The 20108-nt window shown below is 51.7% G+C and carries 16 protein-coding genes and 1 pseudogene; 2 read left to right on the top strand and 15 right to left on the bottom strand.

Translation table 11 applies throughout. The features are described from left to right. Positions 1–3: 3 nt before the first annotated feature. Positions 4–936 carry a dihydrodipicolinate synthase family protein gene (locus PV433_RS06665; RefSeq protein ID WP_332071403.1) on the bottom strand — a complete coding sequence of 311 codons (933 nt, stop codon included), beginning with the start codon at positions 934–936 and terminating at the stop codon, positions 4–6. A 204-nt stretch (positions 937–1140) separates the two neighbouring features. Between PV433_RS06665 and PV433_RS06660 the strand changes: the two genes are divergently transcribed. Next, positions 1141–2205, top strand: a complete 1065-nt coding sequence (locus tag PV433_RS06660) for a LacI family DNA-binding transcriptional regulator (protein ID WP_332071402.1) — start codon at positions 1141–1143, stop codon at positions 2203–2205. A 458-nt stretch (positions 2206–2663) separates the two neighbouring features. Here the strand turns inward: PV433_RS06660 and PV433_RS34025 are convergent. The 10 genes and pseudogenes from PV433_RS34025 to PV433_RS06615 all read right to left on the bottom strand — a co-directional run. Further along, a pseudogene (locus tag PV433_RS34025) lies at positions 2664–2840 on the bottom strand (ISL3 family transposase); the annotation flags it as partial. A gap of 158 nt (positions 2841–2998) precedes the next feature. Then, entirely contained in the window at positions 2999–3352 is a 354-nt protein-coding gene (locus PV433_RS06655) for a VOC family protein (RefSeq protein ID WP_332071401.1), read from the bottom strand. A 333-nt stretch (positions 3353–3685) separates the two neighbouring features. After that, entirely contained in the window at positions 3686–4969 is a 1284-nt protein-coding gene (locus PV433_RS06650; protein ID WP_332071400.1) for an ABC transporter substrate-binding protein, read from the bottom strand. Between the two features lie 406 nt (positions 4970–5375). Then, complete coding sequence (locus PV433_RS06645) at positions 5376–5891, bottom strand: SRPBCC domain-containing protein (protein ID WP_332071399.1); 516 nt, start codon at positions 5889–5891, stop codon at positions 5376–5378. 37 nt (positions 5892–5928) lie between these two features. Next, positions 5929–6273 (bottom strand): ArsR/SmtB family transcription factor, encoded by a 345-nt coding sequence (locus tag PV433_RS06640; protein ID WP_332071398.1) that lies wholly within the window; start codon positions 6271–6273, stop codon positions 5929–5931. A 220-nt stretch (positions 6274–6493) separates the two neighbouring features. Further along, positions 6494–7087, bottom strand: a complete 594-nt coding sequence (locus PV433_RS06635) for a TetR-like C-terminal domain-containing protein (protein ID WP_332071397.1) — start codon at positions 7085–7087, stop codon at positions 6494–6496. 307 nt (positions 7088–7394) lie between these two features. Further along, on the bottom strand, positions 7395–8156 hold the full coding sequence (locus PV433_RS06630) for an SDR family oxidoreductase (protein ID WP_332071396.1): 762 nt from the start codon (positions 8154–8156) through the stop codon (positions 7395–7397). A gap of 273 nt (positions 8157–8429) precedes the next feature. Continuing rightward, a complete protein-coding gene (locus PV433_RS06625; RefSeq protein WP_332071395.1) occupies positions 8430–8903 on the bottom strand; it encodes an HXXEE domain-containing protein in 474 nt (157 codons plus the stop codon). A 370-nt stretch (positions 8904–9273) separates the two neighbouring features. Continuing rightward, on the bottom strand, positions 9274–11718 hold the full coding sequence (locus PV433_RS06620; RefSeq protein WP_332071394.1) for a hypothetical protein: 2445 nt from the start codon (positions 11716–11718) through the stop codon (positions 9274–9276). 960 nt (positions 11719–12678) lie between these two features. After that, positions 12679–14607 (bottom strand): glycosyl hydrolase family 28-related protein, encoded by a 1929-nt coding sequence (locus tag PV433_RS06615; RefSeq protein WP_332071393.1) that lies wholly within the window; start codon positions 14605–14607, stop codon positions 12679–12681. A gap of 216 nt (positions 14608–14823) precedes the next feature. Here PV433_RS06615 and PV433_RS06610 point away from each other — a divergent pair, with 216 nt between their 5' ends. Further along, positions 14824–15681, top strand: coding sequence for a helix-turn-helix transcriptional regulator (locus tag PV433_RS06610; protein ID WP_332071392.1), 858 nt, complete (start codon positions 14824–14826; stop codon positions 15679–15681). 104 nt (positions 15682–15785) lie between these two features. Here the strand turns inward: PV433_RS06610 and PV433_RS06605 are convergent, their stop codons facing one another. From PV433_RS06605 to PV433_RS06590, 4 genes are all read right to left on the bottom strand, one after another. Continuing rightward, complete coding sequence (locus tag PV433_RS06605; RefSeq protein ID WP_332071391.1) at positions 15786–16574, bottom strand: extracellular solute-binding protein; 789 nt, start codon at positions 16572–16574, stop codon at positions 15786–15788. Continuing rightward, positions 16469–18346: a sigma-70 family RNA polymerase sigma factor gene (locus tag PV433_RS06600; protein WP_332071390.1), complete on the bottom strand. Its 1878-nt coding sequence runs from the start codon at positions 18344–18346 to the stop codon at positions 16469–16471. Before PV433_RS06600 ends, PV433_RS06605 begins: the two co-directional genes overlap by 106 nt. Positions 18347–18362: 16 nt before the next feature. Next, positions 18363–18596, bottom strand: a complete 234-nt coding sequence (locus tag PV433_RS06595; protein ID WP_332071389.1) for a hypothetical protein — start codon at positions 18594–18596, stop codon at positions 18363–18365. Between the two features lie 135 nt (positions 18597–18731). Beyond that, a complete protein-coding gene (locus PV433_RS06590) occupies positions 18732–20063 on the bottom strand; it encodes an ABC transporter substrate-binding protein (protein ID WP_332071388.1) in 1332 nt (443 codons plus the stop codon). Positions 20064–20108 lie beyond the last annotated feature (45 nt).

The following is a 20108-nucleotide window of genomic DNA, read 5'->3' as shown; positions in this document are numbered from 1 at the left end:
AGATTAAACGTACAACACATTAAAAATGCTTGATTCTCTGAACTTGCGGCTTAACGAATTCAAGTAATCCACTTCCAGCTTGTGTACGTCGGTTAAGGTTTGACTGTCCAGGCTTCGGCTGTTCAGCCCTATCGGCACCCCTTCCTTCTGTAAATAGTACTTGGCGTTCACCGGATAAGGTTGTGAACCGATCAGTGCCGCCGTGCTGAGAAAAGCTTGAACCGCCTCCGCCTTCTGCGGCTCTTGTTTCCAGTTCTTCGCCAGCCAGACATACAGATCAGGATGAAAGTTGCTCATCACGCCGCTAAAACCTGACACGCCCATTTTCAAAGACTCAAGCAATGTGGCGGAATTGGCATTAAATATTTTCAGCGAGCTTCCTTTAACCGCTTTCATTTTCGCGCCGATATCGCTCAAGCTGCATGACGTATCCTTCAGGAAGTAGAACCTTCCGGTCGAAGCGCACCACTTTAAAAGCTCGGGACTTAACAACCGCTTATACGGATAAGGACATTCGTATAATCCGAAACGAATGCCCGGCAGCTTCTGCAGCAGCGTCTCTGCATGCCGAACCCAGACTGTTTCCGATTCATCCGCTGCCGCAAGCCGGTTGGTCACCATGACAAAGGCGTCGATTCCCGCTTGGGCGATGCTTTCGATTTCTTCGATCTGATCGTCCAGACGATCCGAAATATGTCCCGAGGCGATCACCGGAATTCGTCCATGAACACTCTCCTTGACAAAACGGGCAAGTTCAACCCGTTCCTCCAGACTTAGAAAGAACATTTCACTCGATTGGCAAACCGCGAACAAGCCGTCCACCCCTTGGTCGAGATACCAGGCAATCAATCGTTCCAGACCGGAATAATCGATGGCTCCCGATTCCTTGAAGGGAGTGACCATTGTCGGCCATACTCCATCCGCCATTACATCCATTTCGATACCTCCTTATATTTTGTTATGTTTGTAACCTTGTTAGCATTTTCGCACCTTTAAAGTAATGCATTCCGCAACAGCCGTCAAGAGTGAGAAACAAAATATTTCTTGTTTGACTTTTCACTGCTTTCATTTTAAATTAGTTTTGTTAGCTCGTTTATTTCGAAGCTAACAAATCCCGACCGGTGGTGAAGAACTTCCTTTATGAAAGTATCCATGCAGCAAATTGCCGATCGTCTGGGAGTATCCAAATACTCCGTTTCCAAAGCATTGTCCGGAAAGCCTGGAGTCAGCATGGAAACAAGACTGGAAGTCATCGAAACAGCTAAAGCCATGGGTTACAGATGGAGACAGAAGAAAACTTCCAGTGCCCCTGTCGACAAAGCAATACCTAACAAAAAAAACAAACGTCCTGCCGCCGAAGCCGACTCACAACCTTTCATTTTTGTACTGATGGATTCTTCCAAGCTGAATGAGGTTTATTTTTGGAACCGAGTGTTAGCTGGCATCATTAACGGATGTAACGAAGTAGGTTGGAATCATCTGATGATTACGAATTCCAGCGAAGACACGGAGTTTATTTTTCCGGCCTATGCCGACCGTTCCGCTTGTGCCGGGATTGTGATCATCGGCGACGTGCCTGCTTCTTATTTGTTATCTTTGAAGAAACTGAACATCCCGATCGTTTTAACGGATCATGAAGAACCGCTCTCCGGTCTCGATTGTGTAGTCAATTCCAATTTTGAAGCGGCCAGGGCTCTATGCAAACGGATCATTGATTCCGGCTGCAGGTCGATCTTGTTCATCGGCTCCGACCATCATTCCGTCAGCTTTACACAGCGATGGTGGGGATGTCAAAACGCCGTTTTTGAGGAAAACCAGATCTCCAAAAAGCAGCTGACCTTGCGTAAATGGAGCCTTCCGTCGAAATACGAACGCTGGCTCTCCGTATTAGAGGAAAAAATCGCAGGAATTCAACAAGACATGCTGCCCGATGCCATCGTTTGCGCCAATGACGAGATCGCTTTCGACCTCCTGAATTTATTTAAGAAATATCATTTTTCCGTCCCGGAGCAATGCAAAGTGGTCGGATTTGACAATACCGAAAAAGCGGCGCACTCCATCCCCCCTTTGACCACAGTGGATTTGGGTAAAGAGATGCTCGGATATCGGGCGATCGAAGCCCTACAGCGCAGAATCGCCAAACCGGGCTCTCCTCCAGAGAAAATACTACTCACGTTCCGGTTGGTTGAAAGAGAATCCGGGTAAAAGCACCCTTTCCCTAAACTTTGGAAGGTTGCACTTGCCACATAATCTCATCCAGCTGCCACATCTACATCATGAGATTCGGGCAGTATTGGATTTTGCTTTGTAATGCAAGCTAATCCGTCTCATCATGCCTTCTATGTGATTTCAGTTCGTCAGACCGAGGGTTTGCCTCCAGCTTCCTTCAGATTCGGCCTCGCGATCGACACCCTTGCCTTCAGCTCACAGTTCCTACTGCCAAGCCTGTAGCGGACTTCACCGCCTGGTTATCGCCCATGCCGGGCACACAAACAGAAAGAACCTCCAAAACCTGCTTTCTCAGCGTTTTTGAAGGTTCTTTTATGCTACTTGGCGTATGTATGCTCAAGGTATCCTGTTAGGAGATCAGGTATAGCAAAAATAAAGATTTATACGAAAATGAACTAAGCACTTATCTTTAGATTTGTTTTTTAATGTCACTAGTAATGCTTGGGTTTATCCAGGGCCCATGGCCCATTGACCCGCGTGATGGTGTTACATTCGCCGCAGTTGGAACGGGGAAGCTTGGCATGAATGTAACTTGGGTACTCGAAGAAGCTCAGCTGTCCCCATGTACGATTATGATTGGCTATATCTCGAATCGGTTGGTTGGGTGCTCCGCCTTCCTTTAAATTTGCTACAAACATATGAAAACACCTCATCCTCTACTGGTCTCATTATTTCCAGTATTGACAGGTGTTTGCACTTATAACGGCGAAGGAAGCAGTTTTCTTCATTTCCCATTTCTACCAACCCCGCTTCAAAATCCCATCTTCATTCACAACTTATGAGCCAAAATATTCACAAGCTTGCCAAAAGGATCACGCACATAAAACCGACGAACTCCCCAAGGCTCGTCCGCAGGGCCGTATTCGATCGGGAAACCGGCGGCCTTCATCCGCTCGAACGCTTCATCGACATCGTCAACTTCAATCGACAGATCCGGCGTCGGCGTACCGGAGCCTCCTTGCGAAGCGAAGCTGATCTGGACGCCCATCTCCTCGCTAGACCCATACGTTGTGATCCACCCGTGATCCATCCAGACATCCAGACCAAGCACATCTTCGTAAAAAGATATGGCGGCGTTGATATTCGGTGTATGGATATTGGCGACAATACGTTTGACTTTCATAAGAACCCCTCCCTCTCAAAAGATCAGTTACTTCTGGCACATAGACCGACAGGACTGGCGCTAGAATGTAATTCTCTGCCTGACGCTCCTTCGGTCGACCCTTGTAAGAAAGAACAGAAACTCAACTCCTAACTCTTTCTTCGCCAATCGCGTTTCCCCTTTATTTACTGAGAGATTTTGGAATAGTCTCGGCTCAGAGGGGACCTGCTCTTCAAATTTTCCCCTGGCTCTGGTTGTTCCAAACGAATCATAAGGAAGCCACCACCCAGCGAGGGTAGTGGCTTCTATGGTCAAATCACAGTCTAAGTTGTCGCATACGTCCCTCTATCTTCACTACTTGTTATTCAAAACGCTGATCGCCTGGTTTGCGTCCTCCCCGATTTTTTGCATCAGCACATTTACGTCCATCGAGCCGCCGCTATATTCTTTGTAGAACTTCTCGATGCTTCTCTGTACCGCAATGTCCTCGTTCGCAAACATCACGTTGGGAGCCGGCTGTGTATCGAAAAAGGCGGTCACGTTTTTCCCCTTGATCAGCTCCATATCTGCGCCCAGCTCTTGCTCGACCCGCTTGTTCAGCAGCGGAGACGCGCGTCCGGTACTTCGGGCGCTGATCAGTTGCACTTCTTCGGAGGTCAGTAGATCGATAACCTGCATCGCTTCCTCCGGATGTTTCGTGCTGTTCGAGATGGTGATCTGATGCAAGTCCACCGGTGGAGCGATGTTCGGCTTTTCCTTGAAGCTCGGATAACCGGCGACGTCCCAGCGCAGCGTCCTGTACTTTTCCTGCTTCAGGGTAGGGATGAGATTGTAGGCTCCGACCATCGCCAAATTGCGCTTGTCGTAAAAATCGGCAACCGGACTGCCCCGCTCGTTACCCGGGATCGTATCGATCGCTTTCATCATCTGAAAGGCACGGCTCCAACCGTCCGTATGGATCATCGACTTCTTTTTCGCAGCATCGGTAAACGGCAACGACAATTGGTAGCCGAGCCAGTAGCTGTTCAAGTACATAAATCCTTTGTATTGGGTGTTATCCTCGAATCGGCTAAGCCTTTTCGTCACCTCGAGGATGTCGTCCCAAGTCATGCCGCTTTTCGGATAAGGGACGCCGAACTTATCGAACAGGTCGAGGTTGTAATAGATCGCGTTCGTATTCATCGCATAGGGCAAACTGTACAGCTTGCCGTCCACCTTGATATTATCGAGCACCCAAGGCTTAAAGCGGCCCAAGTCGATCTTCATCTTATTCAACAGCGGAGTAATGTCGGTCAAGATGCCGAGATCGCGATATTGCGTATAGTTGCCGATTCCGTAAATTAGCAGATCGGGCACATCCTTCGCCGCAACCAGATCATCAATCATCGTTCCTTTACCCGGCATGACATATTCGACCGTAATATGCGGATATTTTTTCTTAAGCGGTTCGACCATCAGCAGTTGAAAATCGTCTTCGTACAAATAGCCGGCACCGACTGGCTGAAACTTCAGTTTGACCGGTTCCGGAACATTCGTCTTCGTTACGGTCTCCCCGGACTTCTCCGACGGTTCGCTTGTTCCGCCAGTTTGTCCCCCCGAACAACCGGCTGCAAACGCGATCTGTGCAGCCAAAGCCATGAATGCAAACCTTCGACTTCCTTTCACTACAACCACTCCCGCTCAAGTGATTTCCGGGGTCCTCCGGTCTTCCGTTACCCGTTGCGATTCACCGTAAGGGCGAATAAAGAAGTGAGTGTCCTCTCGTGTCCGATTCAGCCCGCTGTCCTGACAAAAAATCCGGTATCCCAATTAGCTCCATTCCCTATACGTAACCGCTTCTCCTTTCTGCAGGTTGGAATAAAAAACGGCGTTGTATCCGTTCAAACAAAGATCCGCTTTCCCCTCATTGTAAACGATCTTGTTGCCGCAGGATTTATCATTCTGGTTCATTGTTTTGCACTTTTTGAAGCGCTTCCATCATGGCGTCCGGCCACAACAAAACAACCGCCCGCTGTAGCAGCCGGACGGCCTTTCGCTTGATTCCTTATTTGACTTCGTTCAAGCGCTCTTCCAGACGATCCCACGTTTCGGTGATGCCCTGCAGCATACCCATATCCATTACGGATTGGAGTGCCTCTGCGGACACATATTCTGAACGGTTCACCAGCTTCGTCTTGCCGCCCAAGTCAATAAACTCCACCGTGACCTCGGTCGCTGGCATCTCGTCGTTCGAATTGCCTTCGGCATCGGAGAAATAGTCGGTAAAGGCAATTGTCTCAGGCTCAGCAATATCTTTGTACACGCCTTTCCCCCAAGATTCCATACCGTAAAAGGTTCCCTGGTTCTCATCCATACACTTCATGCAATAGTGCCAGATCCCGCCCGGGCGGAAATCGATGTTGCAAACGGTAAGCTCCCAGCCTCTCGGCCCCCACCAGTGCTTCAGATGCTCGGGCTCCTTGAACATCCGGTAGACGAGCTCGCGCGGCGCACTGAATACACGCTCCAGAACCAGCACCCGATCATTTTCCACTCTAGATACCATTGCATTGTTAGACATTATAAATCCTCCTCATCTTTAGTCAAACGTTTATCGTTTATCGTTGATCCTGATCTTGCATGTCCCGCAAGTACTGATCCAGCTTGTCGAACCGGTCTTCCATAACGCCCCGGAAAGACTTCACCCAATCATTCATCGCCTGAAAGGGCTCGGACCGGAGCTTGTAAATCCGGCGATTGGCTTCGGCTGTCATCTCCAATATGCCGTTGTCGCTAAGCACCTTCAGATGCTTCGAAGCTTGGGGCTGGCGAAGCCCCAGCCGCTCGGTGATCTCTCCCACGCTCAGCGGGCCGTCGCGCAAAAGTTCGACGATCTTCTTGCGGGTCGGCTCGGCCAGTACGCTTAGCATCGTCACGTCCATGCCCGGAATTTTTCCCGACATGCCGCTCACCTCGTTACATGATGGTCTGTCTGGCTTCTCCCAGCTCCTTTATTCTTATAATCAACTTTCTGTAAGTTAAATATACACCACAAGGAATATTCCTGTAAAGGTATATTTGAAAATAAATTCGCCTGACGTTCCAATCCATCCACACGACGATCGTTTACACCAAAAATAAACAAAAACCCGCTGCTCGGGCGGGTCCATTTCAATCTCAATCTCAATCTTTCGGCAACTGTTCAGACGGCAGGTCGTTTCCTTGCATCTTCAATAAATAAGTGAGCTGCTCGTTCATCGTTTCCGGACTGTGGGCAAAGCCGTCCTCGTTCCATTGAATAAGCAAGCCCATAATTGCATTGGCCTGATACGCAACCAGCAGGGAGAGATCGATCCCGCCTAACGGATAAACCGAGGAGCTCAGCTGCATTAAGCTTTTAATCTTGTCCAGCAACGAATAATAGTAAGATAGAGGCGACTGCTTCTGAAAGACGATTTCATAGAACGGCCGGTATTTCTTCACATGATGAAAAATCCGGATCGTCGACGGATCGAGATGGCTCGTCACCAGATGCGACACATGCCGGTAAGGCTCATAGTAGGAGTCCTCCAAATCCCGGAGCAGCTCTTGAAGATGCTCGTCGAACAAGGCACCGACGTCCTTATAGTGCAAGTAAAAAGTGCCCCGGTTCACGTCCGCTTCCCGACAAAGGGCGGATATGGAGATCGATTCGAGCGATGTCGTTTTCAGCAAAGCAAGAAGCGCTTGATGCAGCGCTTTTTTCGTCTTTATAACTCTTAAATCGTTTTCGTTCATATCCGCTTCCCCTTGTTTATCCTCGCTTAGGTTCCCCTTAATGAACATTATCATCCACAATTGTTCATCATCTATTTATGGACTGTATTATATAACGGAATTGATCAAATGTATACTTTGTAGACGATAGTTACAGGCACAAAAAAAGCCGCAAGCAGCCGGAAGGACTGTTTGCAGCTTGGTAGGTCTGCTCGCTTGGGGATCATAGGCTCACAAAAGGCGAACCACAGCTTTTTCCACGTCGCCTAACTCTACATTGGGTTTTACCATCGAAGATATTTAGCAGCTTATCTAAGCAAAACTGATCTTAAAAACCTGCCGTCCAACCGGCGTCCGCAGCGATTACCGCTCCGTTCACAAAGCTCGATTCATCGGAAGCCAGGAATAAAGCCACTTGCGCAATCTCTTCCGCTTGTCCGACGCGAGGAATAACGCCTTGGGTAACTTTCGTCCGCGAAGCGCCGAACTCGTTCACATTGCTCATCGTCGAAGCGATGTTCGTCATCGTCGCACCCGGTGCGATCGCATTGCAGCGGATTCCTTTCTGCGCGTACATAAAGCCGGTGTTTTTCGTTAAGCCGATAACGGCGTGCTTGGAAGCCGTATAAGCCGCCCCCGCATGCGCGCCGCTGAAGCCACCCGTCGAAGCCGTATTGATGATTACGCCTTTTCCTTTCTCCAGAAAGATCGGAAGCGCCTTGCGGATCGCGCGCATAACCCCTTTTGTATTCACATCGAAGATGATATCCCATCTCTCGTCGTCCACGTCTCCAACCGGCGCCATATTGTCCATAATGCCTGCATTGTTAACCAAAATATCGAGTGTGCCGTACTCGCTTACGGCCGTATCGATCATCATATGAATATCTTTCAGGTCGGCGACGTTGGTTTGTACGGCAATCGCTTCGCCGCCGCCAGCCTTAATAGCGGCTGCTACCGCTTCCGCGCCTTCGAGGTTCAAATCGGATACGACGACTTTCGCGCCTTCTTTAGCGTACAGCTCGGCAATGGCTTTACCCATACCTGACGCAGCTCCGGTAACGACCGCAACTTGACCGTTTAATCTCATGAGGTTTCCCCTCCCGAAAGATTTATTGAACAGTTGTTCATTTAAATTATATCGATTTGAACGAAGCTTTGTCAACTAACGAAGATTCCCACTCTGATCTATCCGTCGAAGATGGGGATGGACCGCCCGCTATAAGGAGAATATAAAGAGAAAAAACCGGAATACTTCCTCCGACGAGGAATTCCGGCTCTTCTTTCTTTTTTCGTGACTTTTAGATTCTTGCATCGGTTGCCCGATCACAACCAACAGCCAAACCTCAATGGGAAGGGCGTCTCAATGATCCGGCAGCAGCTTACGGGCCCATTTATGACCCCATAAGATAATCGGACCCAGGATAAGTCCCGCAGGGAGATACAGGAGCAGCGATCTCCAATCTATGGCCCCGGACTGAATCAATCGATAGAAGAGATAGACGGAGTAAGGCAGTGTAACGACAAGTGCTGTGACGACTCCGGGGGTGTACATTCTCAGATACAAGCTTTGCCCCAGATGGGTAAATACGTGCAATAGCAGCACCATATTAAACCCGACGAAAAATACGTATTGATTGTGGTCGGCCGCCAGCCACGTTGCCGGTATAAACAGGATAAATTCCATAAAAACCGGTATCGCGAAATGGGACGATTTAATTCCATGAAACGATTGGATCTGTTTTTGAAACGATTTGGGGACGGTATGCAGCAGCTTATTGTAATTTTTGTTCATCCACGATTCTACCCAGATAATCTCTTCGAAATCATGAATCATAAAGGCCGCCAAAAAATCCATATTAAGGAAGGCAAGGTAATCATAGAATTTAACCACTCGACCATTAGAGGCACTCCGTTCCGGCAAGTCTTCTCCGCTTACTCTTATTTTACATTCGCTGCTATGCCGTATCGATCCTGCTGCCGAAGCTCCAGATCCTTTACTTTACTAAGCATATGAAATTAGAGAATGTGCGGTTAGAGCCGACTGTCACCAGGTTGCGATGACAAATGTCATTGATCCAGGCAAAGCGGCTTTGCCATTGACTTTGTGACCAGACTTTGACGAGCGGCAGCCTCGTATGATTCCCGGGACGACACAAACAAGCCCCTTCCGGTGTAAGAAGGGGCTTTCGTCCTCAGCAGCGATTCTACAAATAAGCGTCCTCCATAGGATTCGGACTATCGTCGGGAACCGCTTGAAGCCGAGAGGCCAGATAGACGATCGCGGCGCTGAGCGACATGTCATACATTCTGGCGATATCGCCTGCAAGCGACTCTAACTTCTCCGCTTCTTTAAGCGCTTTACTCTCCCGCTTCTCCCTCGCCTGGTTGGCATCAATCTCGGCTCCGCGGCGCAGCATCGCCTCTTGCCGTTCTGCTTCCAGCGTTTGGGTGTTGCTTTCTGCATAACGGGATAAGCTCGATTGCTTAGCTTCGTCAGCCGCTTGAAGCGACTTCTCCTCCCTTAGCGCGGCATACGCCTCTTCCTTGCTCGGCACTTGCCGCACAAGCCGCTGCAGGTCTTTGGCAATTTCGTCGATTGTCGCGTTTTGTTGTTCCGCTTCAGCCGTCTTTTCTGGAGCCAGACCGGACAGTTTGCGACCGGCCTCGACGTACAGGTCGAGCTGCTTCGCGATTTGAGCGGCCAACGATTCCGCGCTGCCGATCCCGAGTATCCGCAATTCGCGCAGCTCCGCTAGCGCTCGCTCCGCCCGCTCCACTTCGGCTACCGGATCGGTTATTGCGGGAGCGGCGTGCTTCTTGCTGCGGGCGCTTTGCGATGCCTTCTCCACTTCCTTGCTTCTTCTCTCTGCAGCTTCCACGTATTTATCGATATCGATGCTTTTGCCGACCAGCTTGTGACGGCCAAGCGCAATTTTGCCCTGCTCCTGACGCACCTTTTTTTCTTTGCCTGTCAAAGCCTTGAAATCTGTCGCCGCCCGGTCCGGCTCGGTTCCGCGGTCCCACTCGATATGCTCCGGCTGCTCGGTCTGCTGCTTCGCCAGACTTCCAATCGCTTCCTTGTACGCGGTGACCGCATCGCGAAGCTCCGCCGTCTCCGAGCTCACATCACCCGAATCGTCTTTACCGGTTCCGGATTCGATCGCATGTACCAGCGCATCGTGTTTGTCACTGTCGCCCAAGTCCGCGATCAACTGCTCCGCCGTCTCCAGCAGGCCGTATCGTCCTGATGCTTTCTCTAGGTTCTCGATCGTTTCCTTGTTCAATACGTTCCGTCTGCGGTCGACGATACGCTTCAACGTCTCTCGCAGCTGGAACTGGCAGGTCAGGCAAGATACGACGTCCTGATTTCCGCTGTACGATTGCGGGGCGTCGTTCATATCGAGCACTTTGACCGGTTTAGTATTGCCCATATAACCCCTATTCGGTTTATTCGTCACCCTGACGCTGACTTTCGATTCGTATCGGACGAGCACCTCTGTCATCCCCATCGCGGTATCGCCGGTCAGATTAGCCGGAAAATCGGGCAAGTCCGGATCGTTAAACGGGTGAACGGCCTGCGGGGCGGCGCAGGTCCCGACCGGGTTGCCGGTTTCCACTACCGCACCGTGTGTCGGATGATCGTGCTGCACTTTGTCCCGACCATGGTCCTGAACGATTTGATGATGGGTGTGCTTCGGCATCTCACGCTGCAATATGTCGGTGAAAGTCCGGGTCAAATCATCATGCTCTGTCGACGTATCGTGGGTAACCGCGATTCCGCCATTGTCTTGAACGATCTGTTCGAACACCTGGTGTTGCGTCTGCCCCATAAAACCGCTGTGGCTCACATGAATCTCCCCGTTCGGCAGGACAAGCACGCCCATCATGAACGACTCGCTCCATTTTCCGACGATCGGATTGCCCCCGTATTTGTCAGGCACCATTTTGGCCGGGCCAGTTCTGGGTCTGATTATTTTATACTGCACATTCGCGGTAAAATCGTTCAGCAGCGCTAGACGGATCGTCGCCGCAACTGTCTTGCTTGTCTCGCTTTGCGGGATCGTCTCGTACAGTTCCTGCGAAGGGCCGATGCCGCGTTTATTCGGATGATCCGGCTCTGTCGCCTTGACCGCATTGATGCCCGTGCGGATATCCGTCAGTTTGGAAGAAACGTCCCCGATATCCGCCTTGCTTTGCAAACCGGCTTTCACCTGCTCCCACAGGGTGGATATTTGCCCGTGCCCGGCGGCTTTCGTCTTGATATATTCGACGACCGACTGCTCGAACGTTTGCTTGCGCGGGTTAATCAACGTCCGGTAGACGTACTTCTCCAGCGTTTCCCAGTTCGTGGCCACCGGAACGTCCGAGTCGATCATGCGCCGGATGACCGTGGAACCCGTCCGGGACGCTGCCGGTTTACCCGGGTTGGAGCTTGTCCACCGCTCCAGCATAGCGCCGACCGCGCGGTTCCCGATCGTGCGTTGCAGTTGCAGAACGTTCATTCCGGATCGCGGCGGAATCCCGCCTGCAGCTAACATCGGCATGGCTGCCGCTGCATATCGGCGATCTTGCGCGTTTACCGCTTGCCCGCCGCCTCTTTCCCGCGATAACGCCCCCCGCTCCTGCCCTGCCGCTTTTTCCATCATCATTTCGCCCCCATTCTGGATAAGATATCCTTAAATTACCATACTCAAGGGGTGCCGGCATGAGCCATGAGTACCGGCGGTCCGAAAAAGAATTTGTCAGGAGACGCAGGAAACGACAGACGATCGCGATTTATACGAATTCGACATAACCGAATGCAGATTGAAACGGACGAAGGGGCAGTCTCAAAACCATTTTGCGATATATCGCCCCCCTCAGGACCAATTTCCCTCCAGAAAAGGACCGCGGCTCCGCTTTAGGATGGAATCTGAAGTTGTCTCGTTATCAAATCGGGATGTTTCCAGGTGATGCGAACACTTTTGAGACAGCGCCTATCGTAAGTTTCCATACGGGGCTGGACCTTCGGCAATGACTTGCTTGTTCTCCAACGCCTCCTGTAAACTTAATCGGAAGTTTTACTTCCGTTATTGGCCGGGCGCAGCCGGATATCTTTGTTTAACGGAAACTTTTGTTCCGTTATTTCCAGTAAACACACCGCTATCGCCTTAAAAATCCAAAATTACGGAAACCAAACTTCCGCTATCATGTGAAAGTTGTGTACTTTGTGGAAATAAAGGAAATGATTCTTCCGCTTTACGATCCACGGCCAGTAATGTGGGCGCATTGTGTGCAGCTACAGGTGCGATATGTTCCGCTATATGACGGGATTGCTGTCAGGCCGCCCGCTACGCCCAGCCTGTGATTATTGAACGCCGCTCGATATGTTATTTGAAAGTGACTGGACCGCTTCATTCCGCTTCATTCCGTATCCATCCCGAGCGAGCCGGCCCGCCTACCAGCCAGCCCTCTCCACACCGCCTGTTCGATCGCACCCAAGACTCCTTCGCTCTCTCCTTCTCATAAGCGAGTGTTGCCACTCCGGAACATGGAGACTTAACCGGTCTAAAGCGAGCACAAAAAAAGCCGCATCTCTGCGGCGAGCTCGTACGCGTTCCAACGATACGTTATTTGGCGGCCCAGCCTTCTGTGCCTGTTCCAACCTCTTTGACGAATAACGTGGAGGTTGATCCACCGTCTGTTCTCAGATAGATCGATCCGGGGGGCGCGCTTCGAACCAGCTCAGGCGACCCGGCCCCTGCCATAATGCGCGTGCTTCCAAGTTGCCAATGAAGCGGACCGCCGATTCCGGCGTTGGCTACTCTTGATCCGTTTTCTCCGCCCAACGTATCGACCCCGTTGGCAAACGTATTGCCGACCAGATTAATATTCGAGGCTAAGCCGGTCACTCTGATGCCAACGGAATTTTCGCTCGACGCCTTGGCCGTCATATTCATCGATACGACCAGCAAATCGTCGGGGTTCGTAGAGAAGTACAGCGAGTATGTTCCCGCACCGACTACCGTATTCCCCACTACGTTTAACTGCGCTACGCGGGTCGTATGGATGGCGGTCGTGATGCTGGAACCGTCCGCAGTAATCACGTTGCCGGTAATCGTCAGGCTGCCGAAGCCGCCTGCGGGAGAAGCGCCGAACGGCTCGGATACGATCCGGCAGCCTCGCAGACTGTTGCCCAATACGACGATCCCGGTCGTGATCTTGGTCGGCTCATCGGCGTAACCTTGGTGCGTCACGCGGATTCCTTTGACGTTGCCCGTCCCGACCACTGTATTGCCGGAAATCGTGACATCGACGGAGTCGTCCGCCCATATGCCGTTTATATTGTCCGTGCAGGTGTTGCCGGTAACGGCGATTGCCCGGGCCCCGTTTTCCAATTGAATACCCGCAGCACTCGGACCGGACCCTGTGGACAGACAGCCCGTAACGGTAGCTTCATGCACGCCATACAAACCGATTCCCGCTGACGTGACCGGATTGTGGATCTGGCAGGATTCGATCGTGACTCGGGTAATACGGCCGTTAGGAGTGGATCGAAAATTGATGCCGCCGCTGCTTTTGGAGACCGGATCATGATACGAGCGGACTCCCCGCACCAGGATGTTATTCGCGGTCGTTCCCGAACCATCGCTGAAATGGAATTTCACCGGATGCCAGGACCTCCGAACGACGATGTTCTCAATCCGCACATTTTCGATAGGTACCGATAAAGAAGCGTCGAACCCGTCGCCCGCACCGAACTCGATGCTCGACAGATTACCGCCCGGAGTGATGACATAAGTGTTCTCGATCGACAGATTGCGGAATACCACACTAGAGCCGGCGATATAAAACAACACTCTGCGGTTCTCATATGTAATCGCCTGCGTTAGAAGCGTACCGGTCGTACCCGAGACCGTAACGTTGCCGGGAACGCGCAGCGCATACCCGAAACTCATACTTCCCGGAGCGGCGAACGTGTAACGTGTGCCGATGTTATAGGTGCCGGATGGAAGAAATACTTCCCCTCCCTCTGCGGCGGCCGCATCGATGGCAGCTTGCAGCGCGGACGTATCGTCGGTTGCCCCGTCGCCCTTCGCACCGAACCATTTGACGCTAATCGGACCGGTAAAACCTCTTTTATACCTCAATCCGGAAGCGCTTACAATAATCGTGCCCGTATTATCCGCCGATACGGTATCCATCGGATCGAGACCGAACACGCCTTCCATGTCGTGATCCGTTACATAATACGCAGAAGCATAGGTTGAACCGGTCAGACTCCTTAGCTCTGCGATCGTAATGACCTGTACGGCGCTCTCCGTCAAAGCGTCTAGCTGATGTTTAACCCCCTTCGCCTGAATATCTGCTTCCCCATAAACACTTTTCGCCACAGAAACGGCAGGCGTCAGCCCCAGAAACCCGGTAGCCGCCGCAGCAGCTCCGGTTACCCCTAGTGCGGTCAGCAATTTTCTTCTCGACAGCGGTTCGGTCGTCCCGGTTGAATCGATTCCTTCGCCGGAAGCGGCGGCTGTGCGTGCGATCTGATCTTTGTTCATCCCATTCCCTCCCCATGTTCAGTCCATTGGATACCCCTACTATATCACGGCTTTTTTGCAGACTCTTGACCGTTGGTGGGCGGTTTTGGCTGCTATATGACTGTGAGTGTTTTTTTAGGCGGACTGCTATGGCGACCTGACGTAAAATCCGGCTCCCTCCTCTCCCGCAATGTTGTATACTAATTAAAAATCGGCAGGAGCCAAGGTGGAATTGGGATGATACCGCATTCATATTGCATATTCGACCATTTTTACTACAAGTGGAATAAACTATTGGCAGGCCAGGTTCTCGTTCATTCGCATGTGCAGTACGAGATCTACTATTTTCACGGCGGGCGGTGCGATTATGTGCTGGGGGATCGTACCATTCCTCTGCAGCCGGGCGATCTGATCATTATGAACGGATTGACCCCGCATTGTCCCCAGGTAGACCGGTCTGCCGAGTATGTCCGGACGATGTTCTCCTTCGACCCGCACCTCGTTCAGCTGTTCGGGCACAACCTTCTTGCCTGCAACCCGTTAAAGCCGTTTGAAACGTTGAAAAATCATCATATCCGATTAAGTCCGGCGACAAAGGCCGAGTGTGAAGACATTTTATCGCGGATCAACCGCTACTACTATTCAGAGGACCCCGTTCACCGCAACCGGCTGCTCGCCGCCTTTTACGATCTGCTCATGCTGATCTACGAGTTATGCCGGAGCGAGATGGAATCCGCCCGAAAGGGCGTCTCCGATTGGGAGCGGTACGTTCAAAAAATCGTGGCGTACATCGAAGAGAAGTATATGGAGGACATCGGGCTGGACCGGATGGCGTCGGATCTTCATATGAACCGGTTCCACATGATGAAAGTATTCAGGGAAGTAACCGGAATGACCGTGTTCGACTACCTGTTCAAAAGACGAATCGATCAGGCGAAAATAATGTTTCATCACTGTCTGGATGACTCTGTAACCGATATATGCTATAAGGCAGGCTTCAAGCACCCCTCCCATTTTAGCCGGGTATTTAAAAAACAAGTCGGAACCGCACCTGACCAATACCGGAAAAGGATACGGGAATCCCCCTATAGCTGATCCGGCCGTACGCTACACAAAAAGCGAAAAGACGCCTTCCACTCCAGTGACTAAGGGGTTGGGGAGGCGTCTACTAATCCGGACTGAGGGCGATGATGCGTTTATCAGGCAAATCTCGTCCAAGACCGCATCGTTTGGGCTACATCCGCTCCGTCAACGATCATACGGCGAATATCGTCATTGATCAGTTGGCGGCTGGCGTTCCATTTTCGATTCAGGAAAAAGGCGCCGAGCTGGATAACGTCCAGCTCTTGAAGGTAACGCGACCAGACGGGATGTTCCGTCAAGCCTTGCTCAACCGCACTTGATTTCGTAATCGGCAATATCCAGGACCGGCTGGCCATAAGGTAATGTCGCAAAAATTCCCACGCGAGACGCGGGTGTGCCGATTTTTTCGTCACGTGCGCGCCAGCCATATAGATCATATTCGCGTTTACCCCGCCCGGCATATTTGGCAAACCGACTACGGCATATTCCTGATCCGGGTCCGGATGATGATGGAAATGCCAGGCGAATGCAAAATTCATCGCTGCTTCCTTATACTCCTGTCCCTCCCTGTAACGGGAAGGCTCGTTCGGCATCCGGACGATGCTGTGCACCCGGAAGGCATCGACTATCAGGCGGAAAGCTTCAATCGTCGCGGGGCTGTCCACGTATCCGTGAGCCGCCGATCCGTCCGGTGCGACATAACGGCCGCCATTACGCAGGACGAACGGCTCCCACCATTCGATATCGATGCCGATCCCCAGTCCGTACTGAGACACATTGCCCTGTTCATCGCGGATCGTCAGCTTTTTCCCGAGCTCCACCATATCGTCCCACGTCCAATCATCCGTCGGATAGGACAGGCCGGCTTGATCAAATTTGCTTTTGTTAATGATAACGAGCGGCATTTCTCCAAATATTCGATTGCGGCGCTTTCAAATGACTTGGCTCTGCCCAGTTGGACGGCACAAGCTTCACGCAGCTCCGGCGACATTACCTCCGATGTCCGAATGAAGGGAACCTGACGACTGATTTCCCCTACGGCCTCTGCCGCTTGCTCATATGCCTCCGAGGCCAGCAGCGTCAGCCGCATCGCTTCCCCTTCGAACGGCACGCCGCGCAAGTACAAGGCGGCATATCGTTTCGCTTCCGCATAAACGGAGGATAGCTGTCCCATCCCATAACGGTTGGGCCAACCATGCGGGCTGCGCAAATGACCGATCCAACGATCGTACGCCGCGAGTCCCGAGGAGTAGGTTAAGTAGTTGGTCCGCGGCTTGTATTCGCAGCCTTGCTTGGCATAGTTGATCGCAAAACGGATCGTCCGCAGCGCCTGCTCCCGCTTCAATTCTTGCTCTGGCTGCGGACTGCTTCTTTCTTCAGGCGAATTCCGTTTGCCGTTAATACCGGCAAGAAATCGGACCGGATTGTTCACAGCATCGTCATACGTTACCGTTTTCCCTTCCGGAAGTATCGGGTCCGTAACATACAGGACGCGCACCGCATCATCGTACCCGTAGACAACCGCCCATTCGTGCACATAAGGTTTGGATACCTGCGTATCGAAAATCAGCACCGGTTTCCCGGCATCAATTAACTTCCGCAGAAACGGAAGTATAGCTTCCTCGAGCCGAAGCACAACCGGAAACCGTTCCACCGCCCCCAGCAGCGGAACCGGCGCATCCGCCCGCTGACCGCACAGCATCGTAACCTCATAGCCAAGCTCCTGCATCAGCCGCTGCAAACTCAGTCGCCAATCAAATATATAGATCCCATCGGCGAAAGTCGTTCGATCCGAAATCTTCATGCGGAACGCAAAGGCGGACACCCCCATCAGCTCCGCCGCATCTCGCCGATCACCGAGCATGTCCAGCATACGCCGGATACCGTCCACGAACGTCAAACGAAGGGATTCGTCCGCCTGCCGCGCCGGCAACTGAATCATCTTAGCCGATGACATTCCGCTTCCCTCCTTCTTTTCCGGTACCAAACCAAGAGAGATGCGGATATGCTCCTTGCGCAGCTTCTGACGGGAACGGTGAATATAGGTATATACCGATCCGGTTGTCATCTTGTACATGGAGGCGATCTCGTCAGGGCTCAATTGACGGAAAAAATAAGCTTTGAAAATCTCTTTTTCCTTGCGGTTCAGACAATGGAGTAAAGTATGGATCGTCTCGTAAAGTTCCTTGCGCATCAGATGCTCCGCCGGGTCCTGCTCCTGTTCCGCTGCACCGGCCGCCGTACGGGTCAAATGATAAAGTATGCTGTCCAGATCCTCCCAATCGACCCTGGAACCGTCAGCAGCATCCGTTACGCCCATAGATGCAAACGGCCGCTCTTTCCGGTGAACTCCGCCGCGGCGCAACCGCATATTTGCCTGGTTACGCACGATCCGGTGCAGCCAGGGAAGAAAACGGCTCGTATCTGCGAGCGAGCCCACGTGCAGAAACGCCCGGATAAGCGCATCCTGAACGATATCGTCGGCCATATGAGGGTCCCCGGTCATCCGTTCCGCCCAGCCGTGCGCTTTGCCGCGATACTGCTCGATTAGCTCGCCGAACGCTTCGGTATCTCCTTGCTGCGCCCGTTCTACAAGGTCCTGATCGCGAACGCCGGATGCCTCAATTTCCAATGGAGGCTTGCCGAGCCCAAATGTGCTGTCGTTACCTGCTCCCATGTTCCCTCCCGTTTCTCTATGGCTTACTAAGATAGATGCCGGTGACGAACTCGATTTGAACAACTTTTTTGATTTTTTTAACGATGGAGTCGCACATTTGATCGTTAAATACGCCTATGCAGAAAAAAAGACTTCGGGCATGTACACCCAAAGTCTCGGCACAAAGAAACAGCAGCACGCTGAAGTTCATCCCCTGCTTGCGGTCGTTTTCTCTGTGTGATCTGAGCAAGGGGATGTAGATATGAACCATGGCCCTCACTTCTTTCGTTCTTCACTTTAGTAAAAATCTTACATCCGCACTACGGGAATCGTCAATGATTTTCTGTTGCGGCTCGCTGTTCCGTTGCGGCTCGCTGCTAAATGAATCCGATCGAATGGACAACCATTAGTTCTTTTTTGCGTCGATGGTTTTGTTGGCTCGTTCCTCGGCGTCGCGCAGCGCTGTGTTGATGTCGGCCGTTCCGTTCAGCACGTTGTTGCCTGCCCCGATCATTTCAAGCAGAACCAATCGGTTATAGCGATTCGTATACGGAAGATCCGCCATCTTGTGCTTATAAACGGCGGCGACATTTTTGCCCTGCAAGATGTTCAGCTTTTTGCCGAACGCCTGCTGCACGTCCTTAGCTGCGAGAACCGGCATTTTTCCGTTTTCCGATAACATCGTCTGCGCTTCCTTGGATGACATTAAGTAGGAGATTGCAGCAAACGCCTGATCTTTATGCTTACTTGCCGAAGACACCATAAAGTATAGCGGCTTGTTCGCACCCGCGATGCCCGGTTTCTCTTTGAATTGCGGCAAGGAAGCAACGTCCCAATTGATCTTTTGCCCGTTCTTTTCCGCTGTGTCAAGCAGATTGACCATAATATTGAAGCTTTGCATGAGCGACGCGAGCGTCTGCTTCTGATAAAAGTCTTCGTTCGTCAGCTTGGTATTCCCAGGGATGCTGTTGATTTCCTGCAGCAGCGCGAGCGACTTTTTCCAGTCGTCCGTTTGAAACGACGGCCTGCCCGTCTGCTTGTCGAACAGGGAAAGCCCCCATTGACTGCCGGTCATGAGCAGATTAATCGTCCGGAAAGCGGAGTACTGCACACCGCCGTCGACCCGCGACAGCCGTTTGAACGTCGCAATCGCATCGTCCCACGTCATGTCGTCGCTCGGATAAGGAACTCCAAACCGGTCAAACGCGTCCTTGTTATAAAACCACATCATCCGGTCCGAATATACCGGGAGCGCCAGCAGCTCCCAGCTGCTGCCGATCGATCTCCCTCCCTCCAGCACCTGCAGGTCCACCTGCTTCAAATCAACGCCGAAATCGAGCACGTATCCGTTCAGGTCCTGCGGATACTTGTACTCCAGCAAGCCGGCCAGATTCGGATGATCCGTGAATACGATATCCGGCGTGTTTCCGGCGGCCATCAAATTTTCGAGCGTATTGGCGGAACTTTTCGTAAAATCTAAATATTCCAATGTAATGAACGGATATTTTTTGCGGACCGGTTCGGCAAAAAAGGTATCAAATTCCGCTTGCTGAAACGCCGTATTCCAGTTGTTCACGCGCAGTGTAACCGGTTCGGAGCTGAGCTGCTTCGCCTCCTGCACGTCCTCTGTCTTCGACGCGCTCGGATCAGTAGTAACGCCCGGCTTTCCTGAACAGCTGATCAACATCGTGCTCATCACAACCCATACGGCTACCTGCAAAAACCATTTCGTTTTCATGCTTCGCCCCTCTTTCCGTATTTCTCTCATGAAACGTTCTTCCAT

The sequence above is a fragment of the Paenibacillus sp. GYB004 genome, assembly GCF_036577605.1.
In the GTDB taxonomy this organism is placed as follows: Bacteria; Bacillota; Bacilli; order Paenibacillales; family NBRC-103111; genus Paenibacillus_AB; species Paenibacillus_AB oceani.
This window is presented reverse-complemented; position numbering and strand designations above follow the sequence as displayed.

Excerpts from the sequence above, each read along its gene's own strand:
- PV433_RS06650 (WP_332071400.1), bottom strand. The coding sequence starts at position 4,969 with ATGGCTTTGGCTGCACAGATCGCGTTTGCAGCCGGTTGTTCGGGGGGA.
- PV433_RS06600 (WP_332071390.1), bottom strand. The coding sequence starts at position 18,346 with ATGGGAGCAGGTAACGACAGCACATTTGGGCTCGGCAAGCCTCCATTG.
- PV433_RS06610 (WP_332071392.1), top strand. The coding sequence starts at position 14,824 with ATGATACCGCATTCATATTGCATATTCGACCATTTTTACTACAAGTGG.
- PV433_RS06595 (WP_332071389.1), bottom strand. The coding sequence starts at position 18,596 with ATGGTTCATATCTACATCCCCTTGCTCAGATCACACAGAGAAAACGAC.
- PV433_RS06590 (WP_332071388.1), bottom strand. The coding sequence starts at position 20,063 with ATGAAAACGAAATGGTTTTTGCAGGTAGCCGTATGGGTTGTGATGAGC.
- PV433_RS06615 (WP_332071393.1), bottom strand. The coding sequence starts at position 14,607 with ATGAACAAAGATCAGATCGCACGCACAGCCGCCGCTTCCGGCGAAGGA.
- PV433_RS06645 (WP_332071399.1), bottom strand. The coding sequence starts at position 5,891 with ATGTCTAACAATGCAATGGTATCTAGAGTGGAAAATGATCGGGTGCTG.
- PV433_RS06630 (WP_332071396.1), bottom strand. The coding sequence starts at position 8,156 with ATGAGATTAAACGGTCAAGTTGCGGTCGTTACCGGAGCTGCGTCAGGT.
- PV433_RS06620 (WP_332071394.1), bottom strand. The coding sequence starts at position 11,718 with ATGATGATGGAAAAAGCGGCAGGGCAGGAGCGGGGGGCGTTATCGCGG.
- PV433_RS06640 (WP_332071398.1), bottom strand. The coding sequence starts at position 6,273 with ATGTCGGGAAAAATTCCGGGCATGGACGTGACGATGCTAAGCGTACTG.
- PV433_RS06660 (WP_332071402.1), top strand. The coding sequence starts at position 1,141 with ATGAAAGTATCCATGCAGCAAATTGCCGATCGTCTGGGAGTATCCAAA.
- PV433_RS06655 (WP_332071401.1), bottom strand. The coding sequence starts at position 3,352 with ATGAAAGTCAAACGTATTGTCGCCAATATCCATACACCGAATATCAAC.
- PV433_RS06635 (WP_332071397.1), bottom strand. The coding sequence starts at position 7,087 with ATGAACGAAAACGATTTAAGAGTTATAAAGACGAAAAAAGCGCTGCAT.
- PV433_RS06665 (WP_332071403.1), bottom strand. The coding sequence starts at position 936 with ATGGATGTAATGGCGGATGGAGTATGGCCGACAATGGTCACTCCCTTC.
- PV433_RS06605 (WP_332071391.1), bottom strand. The coding sequence starts at position 16,574 with ATGCCGCTCGTTATCATTAACAAAAGCAAATTTGATCAAGCCGGCCTG.
- PV433_RS06625 (WP_332071395.1), bottom strand. The coding sequence starts at position 8,903 with ATGATTCATGATTTCGAAGAGATTATCTGGGTAGAATCGTGGATGAAC.